The sequence below is a fragment of the Actinoplanes nipponensis genome, assembly GCF_016862275.1.
Taxonomy (GTDB): domain Bacteria; phylum Actinomycetota; class Actinomycetes; order Mycobacteriales; family Micromonosporaceae; genus Actinoplanes; species Actinoplanes nipponensis.
Map to the genome: position 1 here is coordinate 1 of NZ_BOMQ01000019.1, position 23,107 is coordinate 23,107.

Below are 23,107 nucleotides of genomic sequence, written 5' to 3' on the forward strand. Positions count from 1 at the left end.
GGCGGGGGCGGTCGGTCGGGCGGGGGCGGTCGGTCGGGCGGGGGCGGTCGGTCGGGCGGGGGCGGTCGGTCGGGCGGGGCGGCCGTTGGAGCGCGCGGTCGAGCGGGCGGGCGGGGCGATTGAGCGGTCGGTCGGTAAGCGCTCGGCTGGTTGAGCGGTCGGTCGGGCTGGCGATTGAGCGGGAGATCGCGCCGGCGGCGGTCGGACGATCGGGCGGTGGCAGCGTTGCGGGCCGGCTCTAGCTTGGACGGTGTGACCAGTCCTGATGGTGACGATCCGGCCGACCGCCGGCCCGCCGACGGCACGCCGGACGACAGTGATCCGGTCCGGCTGTCCCCACCCGTGGATCCCTGGCTGACCGAGGCGCCGACCTCGGTTCTCGGCGATGCCGGGTCCGCTCCCGACCAACTCCCGCCCACCGACCAACTCCCGCCTCCCGGCCAGCTGCCACCCACCGAGCAACTGCCGCCCACCGCCCACGCAGCGCCGGCCGGCCAGACACCACCGGCCGACACGGCACGGTTCGGCAGCGCGGCGGCGTTCGACGGCCCGCCGTCCGGCTGGGCGGATCCGTCCCCGCAGCGCCGGCGCGGTCGCCGTGCGGCCCGGTGGGTGGTGGCGGTGCTCGCGGTCGGCGCGCTGTTCATCGCCGGAATGCTCGCCACGGACGTTTTCGGGTCAGGCGGCGACGGCCGGGGGACTGGCCCGTCGACTGCGGCGAGCCCCGCGGCCGTGCCCGTAGTGGCCACCACCACCCCCGCCGCCCGGAAGACCACGTCGGCGCCGGCGTCGGAGGCGGGCGGGCAGCCCAGTGCCACGGTCAGTGACCAGCCCGGCAGCTCCGGCAGTGCGGCGGCGCCCGGTGCCGGCGGCCCGGTGGTGGTCTACGAGGTCACGGCGAGCGGGTCGCGCAACGTGGGCAGCGTGAGCTACACCGACCAGGACGGCGACATCATCCGCCGCAACGGGATCCGGTTGCCGTGGCGCACCACCTTCACCGTCGGCGGCCAGCGTAAGCCGCTGGTGCTCATCGCCCAGCGTAACGGCGGCGGGGACGCCGGACCGGTGACGTGCACCATCACCCTCGACGGCAAGGTGCTGAGCTCCACCACCGCCGACGGCCGGTACGCCGCCCCGGAGTGCAGCGGTTAGCGGCTACAGGTACATGCCGGTGGCGGGCGGGGTCACCGGCACCGTCACCGGCTGGGCGCCCGTGCGCAGCGCGTACAGCTCGGCCAGCGTCGCCCCGTGCGGCCCGACGCCGGCCGGGGTGCCCAGCCACGCGACCGCCTCCCCGTACGGCAGGCGGCCGACCTCGATGCTGGCCAGGCACCGCCCCGGCCGGACCACCGCGGGGTGCAGGGTGGCCAGGTCCTCGTTGGTGGTGATGCCGATCAGCGCGTTACGGCCCTGCCCGAGCAGGCCGTCGGTCAGGTTCAGCAGCCGCGACAGCGACTGCCCGGCGCTGGCCTTGGCGTCGCCGCTGATCAGCTCGTCGCAGTCCTCCAGCATGAGCAGCCGCCAGCGCGGCTCGTCGTCGTCGCCGCTGCCCAGCGCCACGCTCATCAGGTACGCGGGATCGCCGAACAGCCGTTCCGGGTCGAGGACGCAGTCGACCTGGCACCACGAGCGCCACTGCTGGGCCAGCGCGCGCAGCGCGGTCGTCTTGCCGGTGCCCGGCTCGCCGTGCAGCAGGAGCAGCCGGCCGTTGACCGCGGTGCCGTCGATGGCCATCAGCCGTTCGAGGGTGCGCGCCACCGGCCCGGCGTAGTTGGCCCGGATCTTGTCCCACGGCGCCGCGTCGATCTCGCGTTGCACCCGGCGCGGCCCGTGCGCGCCGTAGTGCCAGAAGCCGATCGGCACGCTGTCGTCGGCCGGCTCGGGCGCCTCGACGGCGTCCTCGATCGCGACCGCGAGCACCGACTCGGCCAGTTCGGAGGTGGTCGCGGTGACCGTCACCCGGGCCCGGCGGCTCTGCCGCCAGCGGGTCACGTGCAGGGTCCAGCCTTCGCCGACCGACAGCCGGCCGTGGCCGTCCTCCTCCACCGCGTCCCGCACGATGCGGGCGTCCTCGGTGGTCAGCAGCGCCTCGGCCCGGACGTTCTCCAGGTACGTGGTGCGGCCGAACGGCTCCCGCCCGGTGACGAACGCGTCGAGGGCGAGCAGGTCGACCACATCCACCAGCCGGTCACCGTCGTCGACGGCGCCGGACAGCGGCAGGGCGGTGGCGGTGGCCGGGGTGGCCGCCGCTTCCACCGGGCGGCTGCCGAGCCGGTCGACGGACTGATGGGGGGTGCGCATTACCCCATGATCGGCCCCGGGTGGGGGATGAGCACCCGGTTTTCCGCCAGGTCCAGCCGATCGGGGCCGGCTATGCGGAGGCTCACTTCCGTTTCCCAAGATCCTTGTCCGTCGGTAAGGTGAGGGTTACCTAACCTGAACGGAGCTCGACATGGCGACCCATCCGCTCATCTCGCGCCGCCACCTGCTCTTCGGCGCAGCGGGCGTGGCGGCCGCCGGACTGCTCGCGGCCTGCGGCGACGGCGACGGCGACAGTCCCGGCGCGAGCGGCTCGTCCGCCGCGGCCACCGGCGGCGCGTTCCCGGCCGCGGCGACCCACCAGTTCGGCAGCACCACCGTCGAGCAGGCGCCCAAGACGGTCGTCTCGCTCGGCTGGGGAGACGCCGACGCGTTGCTCGCCCTCGGGGTGGTCCCGGCCGGCATCCTCGACTGGTTCCAGGCGTGGCCGACCGGCGTCGGGCCCTGGGCCCAGGACCGGCTCAACGGCGCCCGGCCGGTCGTCCTCAAGGGCCCGGAGATCAACTTCGAGAGCGTCGCCACCCTGCGCCCCGACCTGGTCACCTTCACCAAGAGCGACAACGTCAAGGCCACCTGGGAGCAGCTGGAGAAGCTCGCCCCGACGCTGTCCGGCCCGGCCGGCACGGCCCCGTACGGCACCACGCTCAAGGACCAGACGCTGCTGATCGCCGAGGCGCTGGGCCGCCGGGCCGAGGGTGAGGCGCTGGTCGCCGCCAACGACGAGGCGCTCGCCGCGGCCAAGGCGGCCAACCCCGGGTTCACCGGCCGGAGCGTGGTCGTCGCGGCGGCGTTCAGCGGGCAGTACGGCGCCTACACCCGCGGCGACGGCCGGGTGCAGTTCATGGAGGCGCTGGGCTTCCGGAACTCCCAGCGGATCGAGGACCTCAAGCCGGCCAACTTCTACGCCCCGGTGTCCAAGGAGAAGGTCGGCCTGCTCGACGCCGACCTGACCGTGATCTTCGGGCTCGGCGCGGGCGCCGAACTGAAGAAGGACGCCGTGCTCAGCAGCATCCCGTCGGCCCGGGCCGGCCGGCTGCTCATCATCGACGACGCCGACCTGGTCAACGGCTTCTCCACGAACTCCGTGCTGAGCACGCCGTACGTCATCGAGAAGTTCGTGCCGCTGGTCAAGGCCGCCCTGGCGTGAGCCACACCGCCGCCGAGCGCGCCGGTTACACCCCCCTCGAGGCGCGCGTCCGGGCCCGCGGGGGGCTGACCGCCCGCGGCCTCGGGCTGGTCGCCGCGGTGGTCGCGCTGGCGGCGGTGACCGTGCTCAGCATTCTGGTCGGCACCAAGTCGATCCCGCCGGGCACGGTCTGGGACGCGTTGCTCACCCGGGGCGCCGAGTCGGAGGACGTGCGGATCATCCTGGACCTGCGGGTGCCGCGTACCGTCCTGGGCCTGGCCGCCGGGACCGCGCTCGGCCTGGCCGGCGCGCTCATGCAGGCGCTCACCCGCAACCCGCTGGCCGACCCGGGCATCCTCGGCATCAACGCGGGCGCGGCCACCGCCGTCGTGCTGGCCATCCGGGTGCTCGGCGTCGGCTCGCTGACCGGCTACATCTGGTTCGCCTTCGGCGGCGCGGCGCTCGCCTTCGGCGCGGTGTACCTGCTCGGCACCCGCGGCCGCTCGGGGGCCTCACCGGAACGCCTGGCCCTGGCCGGCGCCGCGGTCGGCGCGGCCCTGCTGGCGGTCACCAACGCGGTCGCGCTGCTCGACGTCACCACCTTCGACCGGTACCGCCTGTGGACGGTCGGCACGCTGGCCGGGCGCGACCTCGGCGTGTTCTGGGGGGTGGCGCCGTTCCTCCTGGTCGGCGTGCTGCTCGCCCTCGGCCTCGGGCCGTCGCTCAACGTCATCGCGCTCGGCGAGGACACCGCGCGGGCGCTGGGCGCGAACCTCAACCGGACCCGGGTGCTGTCCGCGGTGGCCGTCACCCTGCTCTGCGGCGCGGCCACCGCGGCGGTCGGGCCGATCGCGTTCGTCGGGCTCGCCGTCCCGCACATCGCCCGCACCGTGGTCGGACCGGACCAGCGCTGGCTGCTGCCGTACTCGCTGGTGCTCGCGCCGGCGTTGCTGCTGCTGGCCGACGTCGCGGGCCGGGTGATCGCCCGCCCCGGCGAGATCCCGGCCGGGCTGATCACCGCGTTCATCGGCGCCCCGGTCTTCCTGGCCGTCATCCTGCGCCGCCGGATCGTGCCGCTGTGAGGCGCCGGATCACCGTACGCGCGCCGGGCGTCGCCGTCCGCCTCGACCTGCGCACGCTCGGGGTCAGCGGCGCGCTGCTGCTGGCGGTGGGCGCGGCGGCGGCCTGGACCGTCGTCGCGGCCGGCGTGCGGCTGCCCGTGGCCGACATCGTGGCGATCCTCGACGGCGGCGGCCGGCGCGCCGACCGGTTCATCCTGCTCGACCTGCGGCTGCCCCGGGTCAGCCTGGGCCTGCTGGCCGGGGCCGCGCTGGCCATGTCCGGCGCGGTCTTCCAGAGCCTGTCGCGCAACCCCCTGGGCAGCCCCGACATCGTCGGCTTCACCACCGGCTCGGCCACCGGCGCGGTGCTGGCCATCGTCGTGTTCGGCGCCGGTCCGGCCGGCGCGGCCCTGGCGGCGATCGGGGGTGGTCTGCTCACCGCCCTGACCGTGTACGGGCTGACGGCGCTCGGCGGCGGCGCGGTGAGCCGCCTCGTGCTGGTCGGGATCGGCATCAGCGCGATGCTGGTCGCCGTCAACAGCTACCTGATCAGCCGGGCCCGGCTCGAAGCAGCGCAGGCCGCCTCGGTCTGGCTGGTCGGCACCCTCAACGGCCGCACCTGGGAGTACGTGCGCCTGCTGGGCCTGGCGCTGCTGGTGCTCACCCCGCCGCTGCTGCGGTACGGCCGCCGCCTGCACCTGCTGGAGATGGGCGACGACGCGGCGCAGTCGCTGGGCGTACGCGTGCACCGCTCCCGCCTGGTCCTGGTGCTGCTCGCCGTCGCGGCCTGCGCGGTGGCGACCGCCGCCACCGGGCCGGTGGCGTTCGTGGCCCTGGCGGCACCGCAGATCACCCGCCGGCTCACCGGCTCACCGGCGCTGCAACTGCTGCCCACCGCCCTCACCGGGGCGCTGCTGATGGTGCTCAGCGACCTCGTCGCGCAACGGCTGCTGGCCCCCGCCCAGCTCCCGGTCGGGGTGGTGACCGGCGCGGTCGGCGGGGTCTACCTGGCCTGGCTGCTCGCCGGGCAATGGCGGAAGGGGAACTGATGACCTCGCGGCTGTCCGGGTCCGACCTGACCCTGGCCTACGGCGACCGGGTGATCACCTCCGGCCTGGACGTGACGGTCCCCGACGGCTCGTTCACCGTCATCATCGGACCGAACGCGTGCGGCAAGTCCACGCTGCTGCGGGCGCTGTCTGGGCTGCTGGCCCCCAGGCACGGCACGGTGGTGCTGGACGGCGCGACGATCGGCTCGTACCGGGCCAAGGAAGTCGCCCGCCGCCTCGGCCTGCTGCCGCAGACGGCGACCGCCCCGGAGGGCATCTCGGTGGCCGACCTGGTGGCCCGCGGCCGCTACCCGCACCAGCGGCTGCTGCGCCAGTGGACGCCCGAGGACGAGAACCAGGTGGCCGCGGCGATGGCGGCGACCGGCGTCACCGCGCTGGCCGACCGGGCGGTCGACGAGCTCTCCGGCGGCCAGCGCCAGCGGGTGTGGATGGCGATGGCGCTGGCCCAGCAGACCGGGATCCTGCTGCTCGACGAGCCGACCACGTACCTGGACATCGCCTACCAGATCGACCTGCTGGACCTCTGCGCCGACCTGAACGAGCAGGGCCGCACGTTGGTCGCGGTGCTGCACGACCTCAACCAGGCCTGCCGCTACGCGAGCCACCTGATCGTGATGAAGGCCGGCCGGATCGTGGCCGAGGGCGAGCCGGGGCAGACCGTCACGGCGGAGCTGGTGGAGGACGTCTACGGGCTGCGGTGCGAGGTGATCGCCGACCCGCAGACCGGGACGCCGCTGGTGGTGCCGGCCGCCCGCGCGCTGCGGGCGGCCCGGCTGGAGCGCTGACGGCCCGTCAGGCGGGGGTCAGCACGAAGACCGGGATCAGCCGGTCGGTCTTGGTCTGGTAGTCGGCGTACGCGGGCCACGCCTCGACGGCCCGCTCCCACCACACGGCCCGCTCGTCGCCGGACACCTCCCGGGCGGCGTAGTCCCGCTTGACGGCGCCGTCCTGGAGCTCGACGTGCGGGTTCTTGGCGAGATTCCAGTACCAGACCGGGTGCGTCGGTGCGCCGCCGCGGGACGCCACCACCGCGTACTCGCCGTCGTGCTCCACGCGCATCAGCGGGGTCTTGCGCAGCTTGCCGCTCTTGGCGCCGACCGAGGTCAGCAGGATGATCGGCTTGCCCTGCAGGTCGGCGGCCTCCTTGCCGCCGCTGGCCTCGAACTTCTCGGCCTGCTCGCGGGCCCAGTCCGACGGGCTGGGTTCGTACTCGCCGGTCAACGGCATGGCTTTCCTCCTGATGGGAACGACGGGTCAGAGCGCCACGAGACCCGCGGCGGTCGGTCGGAAACCGCAGGCCTCGAGGTAGAACGCGGCCAGGTGCGGCTCGTAGTCCACGTGCAGCCAGCGGCAGCCCGCGGCGCGGGCGCCGGTCACCGCGGCCGACACCAGGGCGGTGCCGACGCCGTGCCCGCGGGCCGCCGCGGCCACCACGGTGTCGACCAGGAACGCGTGCACGCCGCCGTCCCCGGCGACGTTGACGAAGCCGACCAGCTCGTCGTCGCGGTGCGCGCAGACCCAGCCCACGCTGTGCCGCTCCAGCCGGGCCCGCCAGTCGGCTCCCTGCGCGGCGTAGCCGAACCCGGCCGCGTGCAGCGCGTCGAGGGCGGCGTTGTCGACAACCGGCCGCCACGCGTACGTGATGGTCACTCCGCGAGCCTAGCCAGTGTCGCGGCCAGTTCGGCGTTGCGCCGGGCGAAGGCCGCCCACGCCGGCGGCGGCTCCGGCGGGGGCCGGACGGACCGGCGCTGACTCCACGCGCGGACCCGGCCGGCGCGGACGGCGAAGGTCACGAGCCAGCCCTCGGCCCACCCCTGCACCGCCAGGTCGACCGGCTCCAGCGCCGTGACCTGCTGCGCGGCGGTCACCCAGGCCAGCGCGCGGATCTCGTCCCGCACCCGGCCGGCCAGTTCGAAGGCGAGCGCGGCGGCGGCCCGGTCGCGTACCCGGACCAGCTCGGCCAGGGCGGCCGCGACCGCGACCGGGTCACGCCGCAGCACCGCCGCGACGCCCTCGGCCAGCTCGGCGCGGTCGGCGGCGCTGACGCCGCGCCGCGCGGCCAGCTCCCGCTCCGCGCCGGTCAGCGTCGAGCCCGCGGCCGCCAGCGGATGGACCCGGTGCAGCGCGGAGACCGCCAGCCGGGCCCGCGTCCCGCCGAGATAGGGCCCGAAGATCCGCACCCCCGCGACCGGCGGCCCGGCCTCGTGGGTGAGGCGCAGCCCGGCCGTCGCCGGCCGGGCATCGAGCCGCAGGTACGCCGGGACCTCCTCGCCGCCGGCCGTCCTGTTCCACCGGGGCAGCGACTCCTCCAGCAGGTTGCGTTCCAGCCAGGCCGCCTCGTGCACGGAGTCGCAGGCCACCGCCTCGACCCGGGTGACCGCGGGCACCATCCGGCGCAGATGCCGGCGGTCGCGCAGGTCGCCGCCGTACGAGCCGACCCGGGCCCGCAGCTCGGTGGCGCGGCCGACGTAGAGCACCCGTCCCCGGGCGTCGCGGAACCGGTAGACCCCCGGAGCGCGCGGCAGCCCGGCGGCCAGCCGGCGGATCTCCGGTCGCATCGCGCCATTATCCGCCCCCGGCGGCTCGGCTAGCCTTCCGCACATGCCAGCGATCGGTGTCGGCGACATCACCTTGCACTACGAGGAGTCCGGCCGGGGCGCACCCGTCCTGCTGCTGCCCGGTTCGGCCGCGTCCGGCCGCACCTGGGCCCTGCACCAGGTGCCGGCCCTGGTCGAGGCCGGCTACCGGACGATCGCGCTGGACCACCGCGGCGCCGGTCGCAGCGGCCCGGCGGCGCCCGGCCTGACGGTCGCCGGGCTGGTCTCCGACGCGGTCGCGGTGCTGGAACGCGTCGCCGGCGGACCGTGCCGGCTGGTCGGCACGTCGATGGGCGCGTACGTGGCCCAGGAGCTGCTGCTGGCCCGCCCCGAGCTGATCAGCCAGGCGGTCCTGATGGCGAGCCGGGCCCGGCCGGACACGCTGTCGCGGGCGCTGGCCGCGGCGGACCGGGTGATGGCGGGCGCCGGGATCACGCTGCCGCCGGAGTACGACGCGGTCAACCGGGCGCTGCTGAACCTGTCGCCGCGCACCCTGGAGGATCCGCAGTCGGCGCAGGACTGGCTGGACATCCTGGAGATGTCGCCCACCGACTGGGCCGGCCCGGCCCAGCGGGCCCACCTCGACGTCGTCGTGGACACCGACCGGCGAGCGGCGTACCGCGGGATCCGGGTGCCGGTGCTGGTGCTGTCCTTCGCCGACGACCTGGTCGCGCCGGAGGCCCGCGGCCGCGAACTGGCCGACGCGATCCCGCAGGCCCGGTACGTGCGCATCCCGGACGCCGGCCACTACGGCTACCTGGAGCAGCCGGCCGCGGTGAACGACGCGATCCTGGGGTTCTTCGCCGGCGCCTGAGGCGCATCCGGCCGCTGGCTCAGCCGCTGCCCTCCTCCGCCGGCTCAGCTGCTGCCCCCGCCGCCGGCTCAGCCGCTGCCCCCGCCGCCGGCTCAGCCGCTGCCGTTCTCCGCGGCCAGGCGGTGCGCGAACGCCGTCAGGTCCCGCCGCTCGATCGCCGCCGCCATCAGCTCCGGGAACGCGTCCGGCGTGCAGGCGAAGGCCGGCACCCCCAGCGCCGCCAGCGCCGCCGCGTTCTCGTGGTCGTAGGCCGGCGCACCCTCGTCGGACAGCGCCAGCAGCACCACCACCTGCACGCCCGCGGCCGTCATCTCCGCCACCCGGCGCAGCATCTGCTCCCGGACCCCGCCCTCGTACAGGTCGCTGATCAGCACGAAGATGCTGTCCCGGGGCCGGGTGATGAGCTGCCGGCTGTAGCCGATCGCCCGGTTGATGTCGGTGCCGCCGCCCAGCTGCGTGCCGAACAGCACCTCCACCGGATCGCTGAGCTGGTCGGTCAGGTCGACCACCGCCGTGTCGAAGACCACCAGCGACGTCCGCAGCGACCGCATCGAGGCCAGCACCGCCGCGAACACCCCGGCGAACACCACCGAGGCGGCCATCGAACCGGACTGGTCGACGCACAGCACCACGTCCCGCTGGACCGCCGTGGCCCGCCGGCCGTAGCCGATGAGCCGCTCCGGGACCACCGTGCGGTGCTCGACCTGATAGTGCTTCAGGTTCGCCCGGACCGTCTTGTCCCAGTCGATGTCGGCGGGCCGCGGCCGGCTGATCCGCGCGGCCCGGTTCAGCGCGCCGCTGACGGCCGCCCGGGTCTTCTGCTCGATCCGCCGCTCCAGCTCGGTGACGACCGTGCGCACCACCTGCCGGGCCGCGTCCCGGGCCCGCTCCGGCATCACCCGGTTGAGGGAGAGCAGCGTGCCGACCAGGTGCACGTCCGGCTCGACCGCCGCCAGCATCTCCGGCTCCAGCAGCAGCCGGGTGAGGTCGAGCCGCTCGATGGCGTCGGCCTGCATCACCTGCACGACGGTGCTCGGGAAGTACTCGCGGATGTCGCCCAGCCACCGCGCCACCCTGGGCGCCGAACTGCCCAGCCCCGCCGACCGTGCCGTCCGGCCGCCCTCACCGTCACCGCCGCCGTCGTACAGCGCGGCCAGCGCGGCGTCCATCGCACCGTCGCGGCCCTGCGCCGCCCCCAGCGACTCGTCGGCCGGCCCGCCGAGCACGAGCCGCCAGCGGCGCAGCCGCTCCCGGTGCGCGGGATCGTCCGTGTCCGTCATGAGACCTCCCGGCCCAGCAGCGCACTCAACGTGGGCAGCACCAGCGCCGCCCGGTCGTGGTCCAGCACCAGCGGCCCGGCCGCCGCGCGTCCGGCGCCGGCCCGGCCCGCGACCCGCTCACCGATTGCGCGCCGCTCACCGGCGGCGAAAGCCCCGAAGGTACGGCGCAGCAGCGGCAACACGTCACCGAAGGCGTCCGCCGGGATGTCGGCGAGCCAGCCGTCCAGCAACTCCAGCAGGGCGTCGTCGTGCACGAGCAGCAGGCCCCCGCCGGCCAGGAAACCCTCCACCCAGGCCGCGCCGTGTGCGGGCGGCGTGCCGACGGTCAGCGGCAGCCGCAACCGCCGCTGCACCTCCGCGATCCCCAGCCGGCCCGCGTCGAGCAGCAACCGGGTGAGCCGCCCGGCGAGCAGCCCGTGCAGATCCGCGCGCCGCGACAGCGACTCCAACGTGGTCAGCCAGCGGTCCCGCAACTCCTCGTCGTCGAGCAGGCTCACCGCCGCGTGCACACCGTCGAGGTGACCCCGCAGATCCTGGGCGGCCTCGTCGGACAGCGACCCGCCCGCGGCGGGCAGACCCGCGCAGACCCGGGTGAGCAGGCTGGCGGTGACGGCGGACAGCCCGGCGACGTCGGTGCGGCGTACGTCGCCGTAGCGCAGGGTGTGCGCCAGCGCGGGGATCGCGGCCATCAGATGACCGATGTCGGCATCCAGCGCGGCCCGGGTGTCGAGCGCCGCGAGCACCGGCGGGTACGCGTCGGCCAGATCGGCCAGCAGGCACACCTCGACCAGCGCGGTCACGGCGCCCAGCGAAGCCGCCTGGCGGGCCGCGTCGGTCACCTTCGTGGTGGCCGCGGCGACGACCGTGGTGCCGTACATGCTGCCCTCGACCAGCTGGACGGCGAAGTCCGGCTGCCACCGCAGCCGCCACTGCTCCCGGAACGTGCCGGTGCCCCGCCGGGCCGTGTCGGCCTCGCCCCACGGCACGCCGATCGCCCGCAACCGGTGCAACAGCCGGCTGCGCCCGAGGTCGATGTCGCGGCGCAGGTCCAGATCGAGGACGCGTTCGAGCGCCTCGGGCTTGAGCCGCACGGACCGCTGCTGCGCGGCCAGATCCCGGGCCAACGGCACGGCCGGCATGGCGTCGGGCACCGCCCCGAGCCGCTCCCCGACGACGAGACGGCGCCCGATGAGCTCCACCCGCAACGGCTCGCCGTCGCACATGACGGCCTCGGCCGCCTCGGTCACCTCGGCCAGCCCCGCCAGCGGCCGCCCCCGCACACCGGCCAGCGCCTCGGCGAGCCGGGTGGCCTCGATGACGTGGGCGGAGGAGGTCGGCACCCCCTCGGCCCGCAACACCTGAGCGGCGTCGACCAGCCAGCGCGGCACGACGTCGGCGCCGGTGGTGAACAGATGGTGGTACCACCCGGGCGAGCGCACCCCGGCGCCGTAACCCGACCACGACGCGAGTCGCCCGTAGGTCCACGGCACCCAGGTGAAAGCGACCTTGGCCCGCTTGCGCCCCTTGAGCACGGCGGCGTCCTCGCGCGCGGTGACCTTGCGGGCCAGCGCGGGCACATGCCAGGCCCCGCAGACCACGGCGATGTTGTCGTGGGTGCGCCGGACCTCCCGCAGCACCGTGCGCATGTAGGCCTCCCGCACCAGGTCGTCGGGATCGTCCGGGGCGTTCTCCCGGATGGCGGTCATGGCCTCGGCGATGGCTTCGAAGGCGGGCATCCCGCGGTGCTCGACGACGTCCTCCCACCACCGCTCCGGGTCGTCGTAGCCGGCGGCGGCGGCGAGCTCGCCGATGGGATCCACGGGCCGGTGGCGCATCGCCGGCTGGGTGTCGTCGGGCGGGGCGGAAGAGGTTTCGGGGGTGGTGGTTGGCCGGGTGGGTTGCGTGGCTGGTTGGCCCACGGCGGGCGGTGTGGGTGGTCCGCCGGCAGAGGCTTGCCCGCCGGCGGGGGTTGGTTCGGTGCCGGGAGTTGGTTCGCCGACGAGGGGAGGTTCGCCGACAAGGGCCGGCTCGTCGGCAGAGGCCGGCGTGGCCGATCTGGCGCCACTCCGGTCCACAAGGGACTTCGGGGCCGAGTCCGAGCAGGCATCCGCCGGAACATATCCGACTTCTACGTTTTGGTGCTCCGCGCCCTCCCCGCCGAGCGCTCGTGCAGGAGTCTCGGCCGGAGGATGCGCGGCCGGGGAGCCGACAGTCGGCGAGCTTCCGGACGATGAGCCGGGAGGTGAGGTCGTTGCGGAGGGCGGGCCGCCAGGCGCGATGGTTGCCGACGGCGATGGGCCGGGAGACACCGTGCTCACGGACGGCAGGCCGGCAGGAGCGGTGGCCGCGGTCGGCGTGCCGGCCACAACCGGTGGTGCGGCTGGCGAAGCGGCCGGGTTCGTTCCAGACGGTGACCCGGTGGGGGCGGTCTCCGCGGAAGGCAGCGCCGCGGTTGGCGGCCCCGCCGACGGGGGTGTGTCCGGGGTGCGGTCGTCGGTCAGGCGGTAGGCGTACGGCAGGTCGAAGAAGCGGACCGGCACCCCGTGCCGCACCGCCCACCGCATCGCCTGCCATTCCGGGGAGAAGACCGCGAACGGCCAGAACGCCGCCCGGGCCGGGTTGTCCGCCGCGTACCCCAGCAGCGCCACCGGCGGTTGCAGGCCCTCGTCCGCCACCCAGCGGACCAGCTCGTCGGCCTCGGGCGGACCCTCGATCAGCACGATGTCGGGGCGCTGGCGGTCGAGCTCCTGCACCACCCCCCGGGCCGAGCCGGGGCCGTGGTGCCGGATGCCGTAGAGCCGTTCAGGCATCGCGGGCGGCTCGGTAGAAGTCGCGCCAGTCGGTGCGTTCGCGGACGACGGTCTCCAGGTATTCGCGCCAGACCACGCTGTCGGTGACCGGGTCCTTGACCACCGCGCCGACGATGCCGGATGCCACGTCGCCGGGGTGCAGCAGGCCGTCGCCGAAGTGGGCCGCCAGCGCCATGCCGCTGGTGATCACCGAGATGGCCTCCGCGGGGGACAGCGTGCCGGTGGGCGACTTGAGCTTGGTGCGGCCGTCCTCGGTCAGGCCGGTACGCAGCTCGCGGAAGATCGTGACGACCCGGCGGATCTCCTCGAGGGCGGTCGGCACCTCGGGCAGGTCCAGGGACCTGCCGAGCTGCGCCACCCGGCGGGCGACGATCTCCACCTCCTCGTCGGCGGAGGCCGGCACCGGCAGGACCACCGTGTTGAACCGGCGGCGCAGCGCACTGGACAGCTCGTTGACGCCGCGGTCGCGGTCGTTGGCCGTGGCGATGAGGTTGAACCCGCGCTGGGCCTGGACCTCGGTGTTGAGCTCCGGCACCGGCAGCGTCTTCTCCGACAGCACGGTGATCAGCGCGTCCTGCACGTCGGACGGGACGCGGGTCAGCTCCTCCATCCGGGCGATCGCGCCGGTGCGCATGGCGCGCATGATCGGGCTGGGCACCAGCGCCGCGTCGGACGGGCCGTCGGCGAGCAGGCGGGCGTAGTTCCAGCCGTACCGGATGGATTCCTCGGCGGTGCCGGCCGTGCCCTGCACCAGCAGGGTGGAATCGCCGGAGATGGCCGCCGCCAGGTGCTCCGACACCCAGGTCTTGGCCGTGCCGGGCACCCCGAGCAGGAGCAGCGCCCGGTCGGTGACCAGCGTGGACACCGCCACCTCGATCAGCCGCCGGGGCCCGACGTACTTCGGAGTGATCTTGGCGCCGTCGCCGAGCAGGTAGGTCACCACCGCCTGCGGGGACAGCCGCCAGCCGGGCGGGCGGGGCCGCTCGTCCGTGGCGGCGAGCAGGGCGAGCTCCTCGGCGTACTCGTCCTCGGCGTGCGGTCGCAGTGCGGTCACTCGAACTCCCTGTCTGTCTTCACGACCGGCCGGCCTTCCGCCCGGATCGCCGGCGATCCCGGTGCCGGGAACGTTACTCAGCACCTCCGACAAGATTGGCCCGTCAGCGCAGCTCCTGGAGCATCTCGTAGCGGAAGTCGAGCGTGCGGGCGAGATCGGCCACCGGACGGACCCGGGAGACGTCGCCCTGCTGCTGGTCCAGCTGCTCCGCCAGGGCCGCCACGGGCGACGCGTACCGGGGCGGCATGGCCAGCGCCGCGGCCCGGCACAGCTCCGCCAGCTGCCAGCTGTGCCGGTCCGTACGGGCGCGGTGCGCGATCGTCTCCACCACCGCGACCGCCAGCTCGTCCGGCCACTCGCCCGGGTGCACGGCCAGCAGCCGGTGGGCGAGGTGGTCCTCGCGCCGCAGGAAGTCCGCCGCGATCCGGGCCAGATCGGCCGGGGGCAGCAGCAGGTGCAGGTCCCACCGCAGCGCCTCGCGCAGCCGCGCGGCGTCGCCGGTGTCGTTGTGGACCAGCGCCGTGGCCCACTCGGCATCGCCCTGGACGATGGCGGCCTTGGCCCACCCGTGCAGCAGCGGCGTCTCCCAGTCGTGGCCACGGGCCAGCTCGAGCACCGCGGCGGGGGACCGGTCGAAGGCCGCCGTCCAGCTCGCCAGCGGCGTTCCGGCGACGATCTCCTCCAGCAGCCAGGCCTGCACCCCGGTGCCGCGCGCCGGCTGCGCGGCCACCCCGTCGCGCCGCAGCTCCGCGGTCAGCTCCGCGGGCGGATCGACGACGAGTCGGCCCTCCAGGCGCACCGCCGCGTGGGCGCGGGCGGCCATCCGCCGGGCCAGCGCCGCGCCGGGAAGCCGTTGCAGCAGGTCGAGGGCGGCCTCGCGGACCTCCTTGCGCCGGTCGTCCAACACCTCCTCCAGGAAGGCGTCGTCGGCGGTGGACAGTCCGGTGTCGAGCGCGCCCACGAAGCGGGCCCGGTCCTCCGGCGCCTCCGTCGCCCACGTGCCGCGCAGCAGCGCGAGCGCGGCGGCCGGGTCGGCGCCGCGCAGCCGGGACAGGTACGCGAGCCGCTCGCCGGTCGTGCCGGTCTCCCACACCTCGGGGTCGGTGGGCGCCGCGGCCGCGGGGGCCTCGTCGCGCAGCCAGCGCCAGTCGGGCCGCATTCCGGCCAGCCAGACGCCGCGCAGGCCCGCGACCCGGCCCAGCGCCGGCCGGATCGCCCCGTTGCGCCGGCCGGCCTCCAGCAGGGCGGGCAGCGTCTCGGGCGGCACGTGACCGCCGTGCGCCGCGGCCGCCGCCAGCCACTGTGCCAGCAGCTCCTGGGCCTGCTGGGCGCCGCCCGGCGCGGCGCCGTCGGTGAGCAACCGCAGCAGCCGGGCCCCGGCGGCCGCCGGCAACGGCGGCTCGGTCTCCGCGGGGGCGGGCTCGACCGGGGCGTGTCCGGTGGCGGGCGTGATCCCGGCGCGACGATAGGTCAGCGCGGTCGCGGCCGCCGCCAGCAACGTCGGCGCCGTGCTCAGCGTGCGATCTCCGATGTGGACGGTGTCGGCCGTCCACGGCCGGCGTGCGGTGCCGACCAGCGCGGCGGCCAGGAGGTCGGCCGGCAGCTCGGGCGGCCGGCCCGCAGCGCCGTCCGGCACCGGCGGGGGCGCCGGCACGTGCCGCCCGCCGACCCAGGCCGCGAGCGGCCGCAGCCCCGACGGCGACCATTCGCCCGCCACGGTGGCCGGTGCCCCGCCGGCCGCGGCCAGCAGCCACCAGGGCTCACGATGCCCGGGCGCCAGGGGCAGCGACTCGCCGGCGGGGTCGGTGAGGTAGCCGTCGGCGGTGGGCACCACCGCGGCGAGCAGCACGGGCGCGTCCGTTCGCCACGGCTCGCCCGCCAGCGTCGCGGACCATCCGGCCAGCGCCGCCCGCAGCCCGGTCGCGCCGGCCGGGGCGGTCAACGGCCGCGGCGGGCCGGTCCGTTCCCGCACCAGCGCCCGCAGCGGCGCGGCGCCGGGATAGAAACACAGCTCGGCGTCGAGGACGGTGCCGGGCACCAGGTCGGCCACCAGCGACTGGCCCGGCGCCGCGAACGACAGGACCAGCGCGAACCGTCCGGTGGCGGCGCCCAGCAGCCACGTCCGCCGGGTGGTGATGGCGCCCTCGTCGCTGTCGACCTGGCCGAGGATCTGCCACCGGTCGCGGACCGGGGCGGTGGCGAGCACGTCCTCCTGGGCGACCGGGAAGCCGATCCGGGATCGGACCGTGGCGGCCAGCGCGGGCGGCAGGGTGTCGAGGCGCTCGTGCCCCTCGACCAGCAGCCGGATCATCGCCAGGCCGCCGAGCAGCCGGTCGGCCCAGTGCGCCCCGATGCCCGCGACGCCGCCCAGCCGGCGCACCGCCGAGGCCACCGTCGGAGCCTGCGCGTCCACGAGGCGGGCGGCCATGACGTCGTACGGCTGATGCCCGGCCTGCTGGGCCGCGGCCAGGCCCTGCTGCACCTGGTCGTCCAGCCACCGCCGCAGCTCGGCCAGGCCCGCCGCGACCCGCTCGGCCCGCTGACGCCCGCGTTTGCGGGCCGCCTCGGGGTCGCCCGGCCCGGCCGGCCGGGGAGCGGCCCGTGCCGCCCGGCCGGCCAGCCATTCCGTCGCGAAGGCCGGCGGCGCGCCGCCCGGCCTGGCCCCGGCGCCTTCGGCCCAGAGCAGCAGCAGGCCGAGCGCGTGCTTGCAGGGGAACTTCCGGCTCGGGCACGAGCACTTGTAGGCCGGACCGGCCAGGTCGACGCAGACCTGGTACGGATTTTTCCCGCTGCCCCGGCACAGCCCCCACAGCGCCTCGTCGAGCTGCCCGGCCTCCTGCCACTTCGAGGCGCTGGCGACCCCGCGCGCGCCCCGCAGCGAGCCCGGATCGGGGGCCAGGGCGGTGACGTGGGCGACGGACCAGCGTTCAACGGGCACGGAAGCACTCTAGAAGCCGGGTACGACATCGCCGGACGACTCGGCCGGCCGGTGGGTCGGCCAGGCTTCTCCTCTCAACCCCGCGATGACCTTCATCTACGTGTCAGGCGCCGGGACGAACCCGGACGGCCGGCAGATGTGGGCCCGGGTCAAGGCCCGCACGGAGGCCGAGGTCGTCAGGACCTTCAGGAACGGGTACGGCTTCCGCCCCGGTATCGTCCAGCCGACCCACGGCGCCACCTCGGGCTTCGGCACCCCCATCGTGGAGAACGCGGACCTGCGCTGACGACCCGGCCAGCACCGCGCCGAAGGCGAGCACCATGCCGAGCACCTGCGCCGCGGTGAGCCTCTGACCCAGGGCGGCCCATCCGACGACGGTCGCCACCAGTGGGGACAGCAGGCCGAGCAGGGAGACCCGGGCGGCGTCGAGGCGCTGCACCCCGCGGAACCAGATCGTGTACGCCAGCGCGGTGCCGACCAGCGACAGGTACGCGTACCCGGCGAGGTTGACGCCGGTCACCGCCGCCGGCAGCCCCTCCACGCCCAGCGTCAGCGGCGCCAGCAACAGGCCACCGGCGGTCAGCTGCCACCCCGTGGTGACCAGCGGCGACCCGGCCGGCTGCCCCCAGCGCTTGGTCAGCACCAGCCCGAACGCCATCGAGGTGGTTCCGGCCAGCCCGGCCAGCAGCCCCACCGGGTCGAGCCGTGCCTCGGCCGTCAGCACCGCCAGCGCCACCCCGCCCGCGCCGGCGACGGCGGCCAGCACCGTGCGCAGGGCCACCCGTTCGGTCAGCAGCAGCACGGTGAGGGCGGCGACGATCAGCGGCTGGGCGGCGCCGAGCACGGCCGCCATCCCGCCGGGCAGCCGGTACGCCGAGACGAACAGCAGCGCGAAGAACACGCCGATGTTGAGCGCCCCGAGCACCAGCGAGCGCCACCACCATTCGCCGTGCGGCAGCCGGCGGGTCAGCGCGAGGAGCAGCAGCCCGGCCGGCAGGGCGCGCAGGGTGGCGGCGAGCAGCGGGCGGCCCGGGGGCAGGAATTCGGTGGTGACGGCGTACGTGGTGCCCCAGGCCACCGGGGTCAGGGCGGTGACCAGCAGGATCGGCGGCCGCATGGCAACTCCTCGACGCAAAGTATCTCGATATCAAGAGACTTGCCCGTAGCTGTCTTCTTGTCAAGAAGCTTGGCATCGAGACAATGGTGGGGTGACAGACCCCGACGGCGTCGACCGGATCACCGAGCAGTGGCGTCGCGAGCGCCCCGACCTGGACACGACCGCGATGGCGGTGTTCGGCCGGATCTTCCGCCTGGCCCGCCTGGCCGGCGACGAGGTGGAGCGGGCCTACGCGGAGTTCGGCATCGGGCGCCCCGAGTTCGATGTGCTGGCCACGCTGCGCCGCGCCGGGGAGCCGTACGAGCTGTCGCCGGGCGCCCTGGCCGCCTCGATGATGCTGAGCACCGGCGGGACCACCGCCCGGCTGGACCGCCTGGAGAAGGCCGGCCTGGCCGAGCGCCGCCCGTCACCCACCGACCGCCGGGGCGTGCTGGTGCGGTTGACGGCCCGCGGGCGCGAGGTCGTCGACCGGGCCGTCGGCGCCGGCCTGGCCCGGCAGCAGGGCCTGCTCGCGCATCTGCCGGCGGCCGACCAGCGCCGGCTGGCCGACCTGCTCCGCCAGGCGCTCGGGGGGTCCTAGGGCTTGCGGCCGACCCCGCCGTACATCGCGATGTGGGCCGGATCCGGGCGCGGTTCCGGCTCGTCCTGCGCGCGCCACTCGCTGACCGGCGTCACCCCCGGCTCGATCAGCTCCAGCCCGGCGAACAGGTCGGTGAACTCGGCCCGGTCCCGGGGCCAGATGTTGGTGGTGCCGGCGGCCAGCGCGGCGTCGTAGTCGGCCGCCATCCGGGCCGGCAACGGGTCCTTGGTGGCGTTGGTGACCACCAGGAAGCTGCCGCTGGGCAGGGCGTCCATCAGCGTGCGGACGATCGGCGCGCCCGCGCCGTACCCCGCGACGAAGTGCAGCACCGCGACCAGCATCAGCGCGACCGGCTCGCGCAGGTCGAGCGTCTCGCGCAGCTGCGGCTGGGCCAGGATGGCGCCGGGCGACCGCAGGTCGGCCTCGAGATAGGTGGTGCGGCCCTGCGGCGTGCTGGTCAGCAGCGCCCGCGCGTGCGCCATGACCATCGGGTCGTTGTCCACGTAGACCACCCGGGTCTCCGGCGCGATGCGCTGCGCGACCTCATGGGTGTTGTCCGCCGTCGGCAGGCCCGTGCCGATGTCCAGGAACTGCCGGATGCCCGCCTCCGCGGCCAGGAAACGGGTGGCGCGCTGCAGGAACCGGCGGTTCTCCAGCGCGGCCAGCCGGGCCGTCGGGAAGGTCCGGAGGATCTCGTCGCCGGACGCGCGGTCGACCGCGAAGTTGTCCTTGCCGCCGAGCCAGTAGTTGTACCGGCGGGCGGGCTGCGCGGTCGTGCTGTCGATCTGGTCGCTCACGGGACCCTCCAGGATGGACACCACGGGCATCCTAGGCGGCGGCGCCATGCCCGGCGGGAACCACCTCCGCCTCCCGCGGCGGCGGGGGCGGGCTGCCGTCGCCGAACGGCCGGCCGCCGAGCGCCTCGCGCCCGTGCTCGGTGAGCCAGTTGCCCAGCTCGGGCCCGGCCGGCACGATCCCGGTCGGGTTGATGTCCCGGTGCACCTCGTAGTAGTGCTGCTTGATGTGCACGAAGTCGATCGTGTCGCCGAAGCCGGGCGTCTGGAACAGGTCCCGGGCGTACGCCCACAGCACCGGCAGCTCGGTGAGCTTCTGCCGGTTGCACTTGAAGTGGCCGTGGTAGACGGCGTCGAAGCGCACCAGCGTGGTGAACAGCCGCACGTCGGCCTCGGTGATGGTGTCCCCGGCCAGGTAGCGCTGGCCGGACAGCAGCTCGGAGAGCTGGTCGAGCCGGTCGAAGAGCCGGTGGTACGCCTTCTCGTAGGCCGACTGGGTGCCGGCGAAACCGGCCCGGTAGACGCCGTTGTTGACGTCGGCGAAGACGACCTCGTTGACCCGGTCGATCCGCTCGCGCAGGTGCTCGGGATACAGCTCCGGGGCGCCCGGGCGGTGATACTTCTTCCACTCCACGCTCAGGTCGATGGTGAGCTGCGCGAAGTCGTTGGTGACCACCTGGCCGGTCGGCACGTCCACGATCGCCGGCACGGTGATGCCCTTGTCGTAGTCGGGGAACCGGGCCAGGAAGGCCTCCTGGAGCCGTTCGATGCCGAGCACCGGGTCGCGGCCGCCGGGATCGAGGTCGAAGGTCCAGCTGCGCTCGTCGTGCGTCGGGCCGGCGACGCCCATGGAGAGCACGTCCTCGAGCCCCAGCAGCCGGCGGACGATGATCGCCCGGTTGGCCCAGGGGCAGGCGCGGCTGACGACGAGCCGGTACCGGCCGGGCTCGACCGGGTAGCCGTCCCGGCCGTCCGCGGTGATCCGGGTGGCGATGTACCGCTGGTCCCGGGAGAACTCCCCGGACGGGTTGACGTAGGTCATACCGCTTATCGTGCCCGGTGCCGAGGATTCTGGCAGGGTTGACGGATGAAAGCCAAGATCACGAGCTACCTGTCCCGCTGGACGGCGTGGGTCCCGGTCCTCGCCGTGGCCGCGCTCATCCTGACCTGGGGCCGGGACCTGCCGCCGCCGGTGGTGATCGTCAGCGGCCTGCTGCTGGCCGGCGCCGTGCTGGCCGCGGTGCACCACGCCGAGGTCGTCGCCCACAAGGTCGGCGAACCGTTCGGCTCGCTGGTGCTGGCCGTGGCCGTGACCATCATCGAGGTCGCCCTGATCGTGACCCTCATGATCAGTGGCGGGGAGAAGACCCAGGCGCTGGCCCGCGACACGGTGTTCGCGGCCGTGATGATCACCCTGAACGGCATCCTCGGCCTGTCCCTGCTGGTCGGCGCGCTCCGCCGGCGCATCGCCGTCTTCAACCCCGAGGGCACCGGCGGCGCGCTGGCCGCGGTGGCCACGATCGCCACCCTCAGCCTGGTCCTGCCCAGCTTCACCACCAGCCGCCCGGGCCCGCAGTTCTCCCCGGCCCAGCTGGGCTTCGCGGCGGTCGCCTCGCTGGCCCTGTACCTGCTGTTCGTCCTGGTCCAGACCCGCCGGCACCGCGACTACTTCCTGCCGATCACGACGGCCGGCGAGGTCATCGAGGAGGAGGCGCACCTCGACCCGCCGACCGGGCGGGCGGCCCTGACCAGCCTGGGCCTGCTGCTGGTGGCCCTGGTCGCGGTGGTCGGCCTGGCCAAGGGCGTCTCCCCGTCGATCGAGTCGGCGGTGGCGGCGGCCGGGCTGCCGCAGGCGGTGGTCGGGGTGGTGATCGCCCTGCTGGTCCTGCTGCCGGAGACGATCGCGGCGGTACGGGCGGCGGCCCGCGACCGGATGCAGACGAGCCTGAACCTGGCGCTGGGCTCGGCGATGGCCAGCATCGGCCTGACCATCCCGGCGATCGCGATCGCCATGATCTGGCTGCCGGGGCCGTTGGTGCTGGGGCTGGGCGGGACGCAGACCGTGCTGCTGGCGCTCACGGTCGTGGTGGGGACGTTGACGGTGGTGCCGGGACGGGCGAACGTGCTGCAGGGCGGCATCCATGTCGGGCTGCTGGCGGTCTTCCTCTTCCTGGCGGCCAGCCCGTAGGTGGCTCAGTAGCCGAGCCCGTTGAGGATGCGTTGCACCGTTTCGGCCACCCCGGCCCCGGCTTTCCGGTCCTCGGGGCCGGCCGCGATGCGCTCGCCGGCGATCAGGCTCATCACCTCATCGACCCGGGCGACGACGTCCTGCCGGTCGGCGTCCGTCGCGGCGTCCCGCAGCTGCAGGCAGAGCCTCAGCAACGTGGCGGTCTGCTGGGCGGCCTCGCCCGCTGGTCGGCGCTCCATGCCACCAGCGTAGGCAGCGGCGGCCACGCCCGCCGGCCCGGGAAGTGCCGTCAGGCCGACTGGCGCGGCACCAGGGTCGGTTCGTAGATCACCGAGGAGATACGCATGGTCGGGTCCTCGATGCGGGCCATCAGCAGGCGGGCGCTCTCCGCCGCCATGTCCTCCAGCGGGTGCCGCACCGTCGTCAGCGCCGGGCTGGCCGCGATCGCCGCGCTGCTGTCGTCGAAGCCGACCACCGCCACGTCGCCCGGGACGTCGCGGCCCGCGTCGCGCAGGGCCAGCAGGGCGCCCAGCGCCATCAGGTCGTTGGCCACGAAGACGCCGTCCAGCCCCGGTTGCTCGGTCAGCAGCGTCCGCATCGCCCGCCGGCCGCTCTCCTGGGTGAAGTTTCCCGAGGCCAGGGGCACCCAGGCGTGCCCGTGCCGGGCCATCGAGCGGCGGAAGCCGGCGATCCGGTCGTTGCTGGCCGGCACGTCCGCCGGGCCGGAGATCATCGCCACCAGTTGGCAGCCGCGGGCGACGAGGTGGTCGGCGGCCAGCGCCGCGCCGGTGTCGTTGGCCAGGTCGACGTAGTTGATCGGCACCGGGTCGGCCGGCCGGCCGATCATCACGGCCGGCACGCCGGCGTCGGTGAGCATGCGCGGCAGCGGGTCGTGGCCGGGCAGCGACAACACGATGACACCGTCGGCCTGGCCGTGGCGCAGGTCGCCGACCAGCCGGGTGCGCTGCTCCTCGGTGCCGACGATCTGCAGCGCGAGCTGGATGCCGGCCGCGCGCAGCACGCTCATCAGGCCGCCGACGACCCGGCCGAAGTACGGGTCGGCGAAGAACCGGCCCATGAACGGGTCGTCGTCGTGCGACTCGGAGTCGGAGACGACCAGCGCCACCGTGCCGGTGCGGCGGGTCACCAGCGAGCGGGCCAGCCGGTTCGGGACGTACCCGGTCTGGCCGACCGCGTTCCACACCAGCTCGTGCAGCTGGGGGTCGACGTTGCGGATGCCGTTGATCACCCGGGACACCGTGGCCCGCGAGACGCCGGCCACCGCGGCCACGTCCTCCAGCGTCGGCAGCCGCTCGCCGACGGGCACCCGGCGGGTGCCGGCGGTCATGGGGTCGTGCT

Annotated in this window: 21 protein-coding genes; 8 read left to right on the plus strand and 13 right to left on the minus strand. The window is 75.0% G+C overall.

Features of this window, described 5'->3' with window-relative positions:
* Positions 1-252: 252 nt before the first annotated feature.
* Positions 253-1,152, plus strand: coding sequence for an MmpS family transport accessory protein (locus Ani05nite_RS07835; protein WP_203766391.1), 900 nt, complete (start codon positions 253-255; stop codon positions 1,150-1,152).
* Between the two features lie 3 nt (positions 1,153-1,155).
* On the opposite strand, the gene Ani05nite_RS07840 is transcribed toward Ani05nite_RS07835, so the two are convergent.
* Complete coding sequence (locus tag Ani05nite_RS07840) at positions 1,156-2,301, minus strand: DUF5925 domain-containing protein (RefSeq protein ID WP_203766392.1); 1,146 nt, start codon at positions 2,299-2,301, stop codon at positions 1,156-1,158.
* A 151-nt stretch (positions 2,302-2,452) separates the two neighbouring features.
* Here Ani05nite_RS07840 and Ani05nite_RS07845 point away from each other — a divergent pair, with 151 nt between their 5' ends.
* From Ani05nite_RS07845 to Ani05nite_RS07860, 4 genes are all read left to right on the plus strand, one after another.
* On the plus strand, positions 2,453-3,466 hold the full coding sequence (locus Ani05nite_RS07845) for an ABC transporter substrate-binding protein (RefSeq protein WP_203766394.1): 1,014 nt from the start codon (positions 2,453-2,455) through the stop codon (positions 3,464-3,466).
* Positions 3,467-3,564: 98 nt separating this feature from the next.
* Positions 3,565-4,527 (plus strand): FecCD family ABC transporter permease, encoded by a 963-nt coding sequence (locus Ani05nite_RS07850; protein ID WP_203766437.1) that lies wholly within the window; start codon positions 3,565-3,567, stop codon positions 4,525-4,527.
* The gene (locus tag Ani05nite_RS07855; protein WP_239129465.1) at positions 4,524-5,555 is read left to right on the plus strand and encodes a FecCD family ABC transporter permease; all 1,032 of its coding nucleotides are present in this window, start codon (positions 4,524-4,526) and stop codon (positions 5,553-5,555) included. Before Ani05nite_RS07850 ends, Ani05nite_RS07855 begins: the two co-directional genes overlap by 4 nt.
* The gene (locus tag Ani05nite_RS07860) at positions 5,555-6,361 is read left to right on the plus strand and encodes an ABC transporter ATP-binding protein (protein WP_203766396.1); all 807 of its coding nucleotides are present in this window, start codon (positions 5,555-5,557) and stop codon (positions 6,359-6,361) included. The genes Ani05nite_RS07855 and Ani05nite_RS07860 overlap by 1 nt, the downstream gene beginning before the upstream one ends.
* A 7-nt stretch (positions 6,362-6,368) precedes the next feature.
* Here Ani05nite_RS07860 and Ani05nite_RS07865 read toward each other — a convergent pair whose 3' ends face one another.
* The 3 genes from Ani05nite_RS07865 to Ani05nite_RS07875 are packed head-to-tail and all read right to left on the minus strand — an operon-like array spanning position 6,369 to position 8,134.
* Positions 6,369-6,803, minus strand: coding sequence for a nitroreductase family deazaflavin-dependent oxidoreductase (locus tag Ani05nite_RS07865; protein ID WP_203766399.1), 435 nt, complete (start codon positions 6,801-6,803; stop codon positions 6,369-6,371).
* A 27-nt stretch (positions 6,804-6,830) separates the two neighbouring features.
* Positions 6,831-7,226, minus strand: a complete 396-nt coding sequence (locus tag Ani05nite_RS07870) for a GNAT family N-acetyltransferase (protein ID WP_203766401.1) — start codon at positions 7,224-7,226, stop codon at positions 6,831-6,833.
* Positions 7,223-8,134: a GIY-YIG nuclease family protein gene (locus Ani05nite_RS07875; RefSeq protein WP_203766403.1), complete on the minus strand. Its 912-nt coding sequence runs from the start codon at positions 8,132-8,134 to the stop codon at positions 7,223-7,225. The genes Ani05nite_RS07870 and Ani05nite_RS07875 overlap by 4 nt, the downstream gene beginning before the upstream one ends.
* Positions 8,135-8,177: 43 nt before the next feature.
* Between Ani05nite_RS07875 and Ani05nite_RS07880 the strand changes: the two genes are divergently transcribed.
* Entirely contained in the window at positions 8,178-8,987 is an 810-nt protein-coding gene (locus Ani05nite_RS07880; protein ID WP_203766405.1) for an alpha/beta fold hydrolase, read from the plus strand.
* A 92-nt stretch (positions 8,988-9,079) separates the two neighbouring features.
* On the opposite strand, the gene Ani05nite_RS07885 is transcribed toward Ani05nite_RS07880, so the two are convergent.
* The 5 genes from Ani05nite_RS07885 to Ani05nite_RS07905 form a co-directional block, all read right to left on the minus strand.
* On the minus strand, positions 9,080-10,267 hold the full coding sequence (locus Ani05nite_RS07885) for a VWA domain-containing protein (protein WP_203766406.1): 1,188 nt from the start codon (positions 10,265-10,267) through the stop codon (positions 9,080-9,082).
* Positions 10,264-13,077, minus strand: coding sequence for a DUF5682 family protein (locus Ani05nite_RS07890; RefSeq protein WP_275410520.1), 2,814 nt, complete (start codon positions 13,075-13,077; stop codon positions 10,264-10,266). Before Ani05nite_RS07890 ends, Ani05nite_RS07885 begins: the two co-directional genes overlap by 4 nt.
* A complete protein-coding gene (locus Ani05nite_RS07895; protein ID WP_203766407.1) occupies positions 13,070-14,131 on the minus strand; it encodes an ATP-binding protein in 1,062 nt (353 codons plus the stop codon). The genes Ani05nite_RS07890 and Ani05nite_RS07895 overlap by 8 nt, the downstream gene beginning before the upstream one ends.
* Positions 14,132-14,234: 103 nt before the next feature.
* Entirely contained in the window at positions 14,235-17,069 is a 2,835-nt protein-coding gene (locus Ani05nite_RS07900; protein WP_203766408.1) for an SWIM zinc finger family protein, read from the minus strand.
* 103 nt (positions 17,070-17,172) lie between these two features.
* Entirely contained in the window at positions 17,173-18,186 is a 1,014-nt protein-coding gene (locus tag Ani05nite_RS07905; RefSeq protein ID WP_239129466.1) for an EamA family transporter, read from the minus strand.
* Positions 18,187-18,277: 91 nt separating this feature from the next.
* Between Ani05nite_RS07905 and Ani05nite_RS07910 the strand changes: the two genes are divergently transcribed.
* A complete protein-coding gene (locus Ani05nite_RS07910) occupies positions 18,278-18,766 on the plus strand; it encodes a MarR family winged helix-turn-helix transcriptional regulator (protein ID WP_239129468.1) in 489 nt (162 codons plus the stop codon).
* Here the strand turns inward: Ani05nite_RS07910 and Ani05nite_RS07915 are convergent.
* Together Ani05nite_RS07915 and Ani05nite_RS07920 are read right to left on the minus strand one after the other, a co-directional pair.
* Entirely contained in the window at positions 18,763-19,584 is an 822-nt protein-coding gene (locus Ani05nite_RS07915) for an SAM-dependent methyltransferase (protein WP_239129470.1), read from the minus strand. The two genes, Ani05nite_RS07910 and Ani05nite_RS07915, sit on opposite strands and share 4 nt — an antisense overlap.
* 10 nt (positions 19,585-19,594) lie before the next feature.
* Positions 19,595-20,602: a glutathione S-transferase family protein gene (locus Ani05nite_RS07920; protein WP_203766410.1), complete on the minus strand. Its 1,008-nt coding sequence runs from the start codon at positions 20,600-20,602 to the stop codon at positions 19,595-19,597.
* Positions 20,603-20,647: 45 nt separating this feature from the next.
* Between Ani05nite_RS07920 and Ani05nite_RS07925 the strand changes: the two genes are divergently transcribed.
* Positions 20,648-21,748: a calcium:cation antiporter gene (locus Ani05nite_RS07925; RefSeq protein WP_203766411.1), complete on the plus strand. Its 1,101-nt coding sequence runs from the start codon at positions 20,648-20,650 to the stop codon at positions 21,746-21,748.
* A 5-nt stretch (positions 21,749-21,753) separates the two neighbouring features.
* On the opposite strand, the gene Ani05nite_RS07930 is transcribed toward Ani05nite_RS07925, so the two are convergent.
* Positions 21,754-21,987 carry a hypothetical protein gene (locus Ani05nite_RS07930; RefSeq protein WP_203766412.1) on the minus strand — a complete coding sequence of 78 codons (234 nt, stop codon included), beginning with the start codon at positions 21,985-21,987 and terminating at the stop codon, positions 21,754-21,756.
* Positions 21,988-22,037: 50 nt separating this feature from the next.
* Positions 22,038-23,096, minus strand: coding sequence for a LacI family DNA-binding transcriptional regulator (locus tag Ani05nite_RS07935; protein ID WP_203766414.1), 1,059 nt, complete (start codon positions 23,094-23,096; stop codon positions 22,038-22,040).
* Positions 23,097-23,107: the final 11 nt, after the last annotated feature.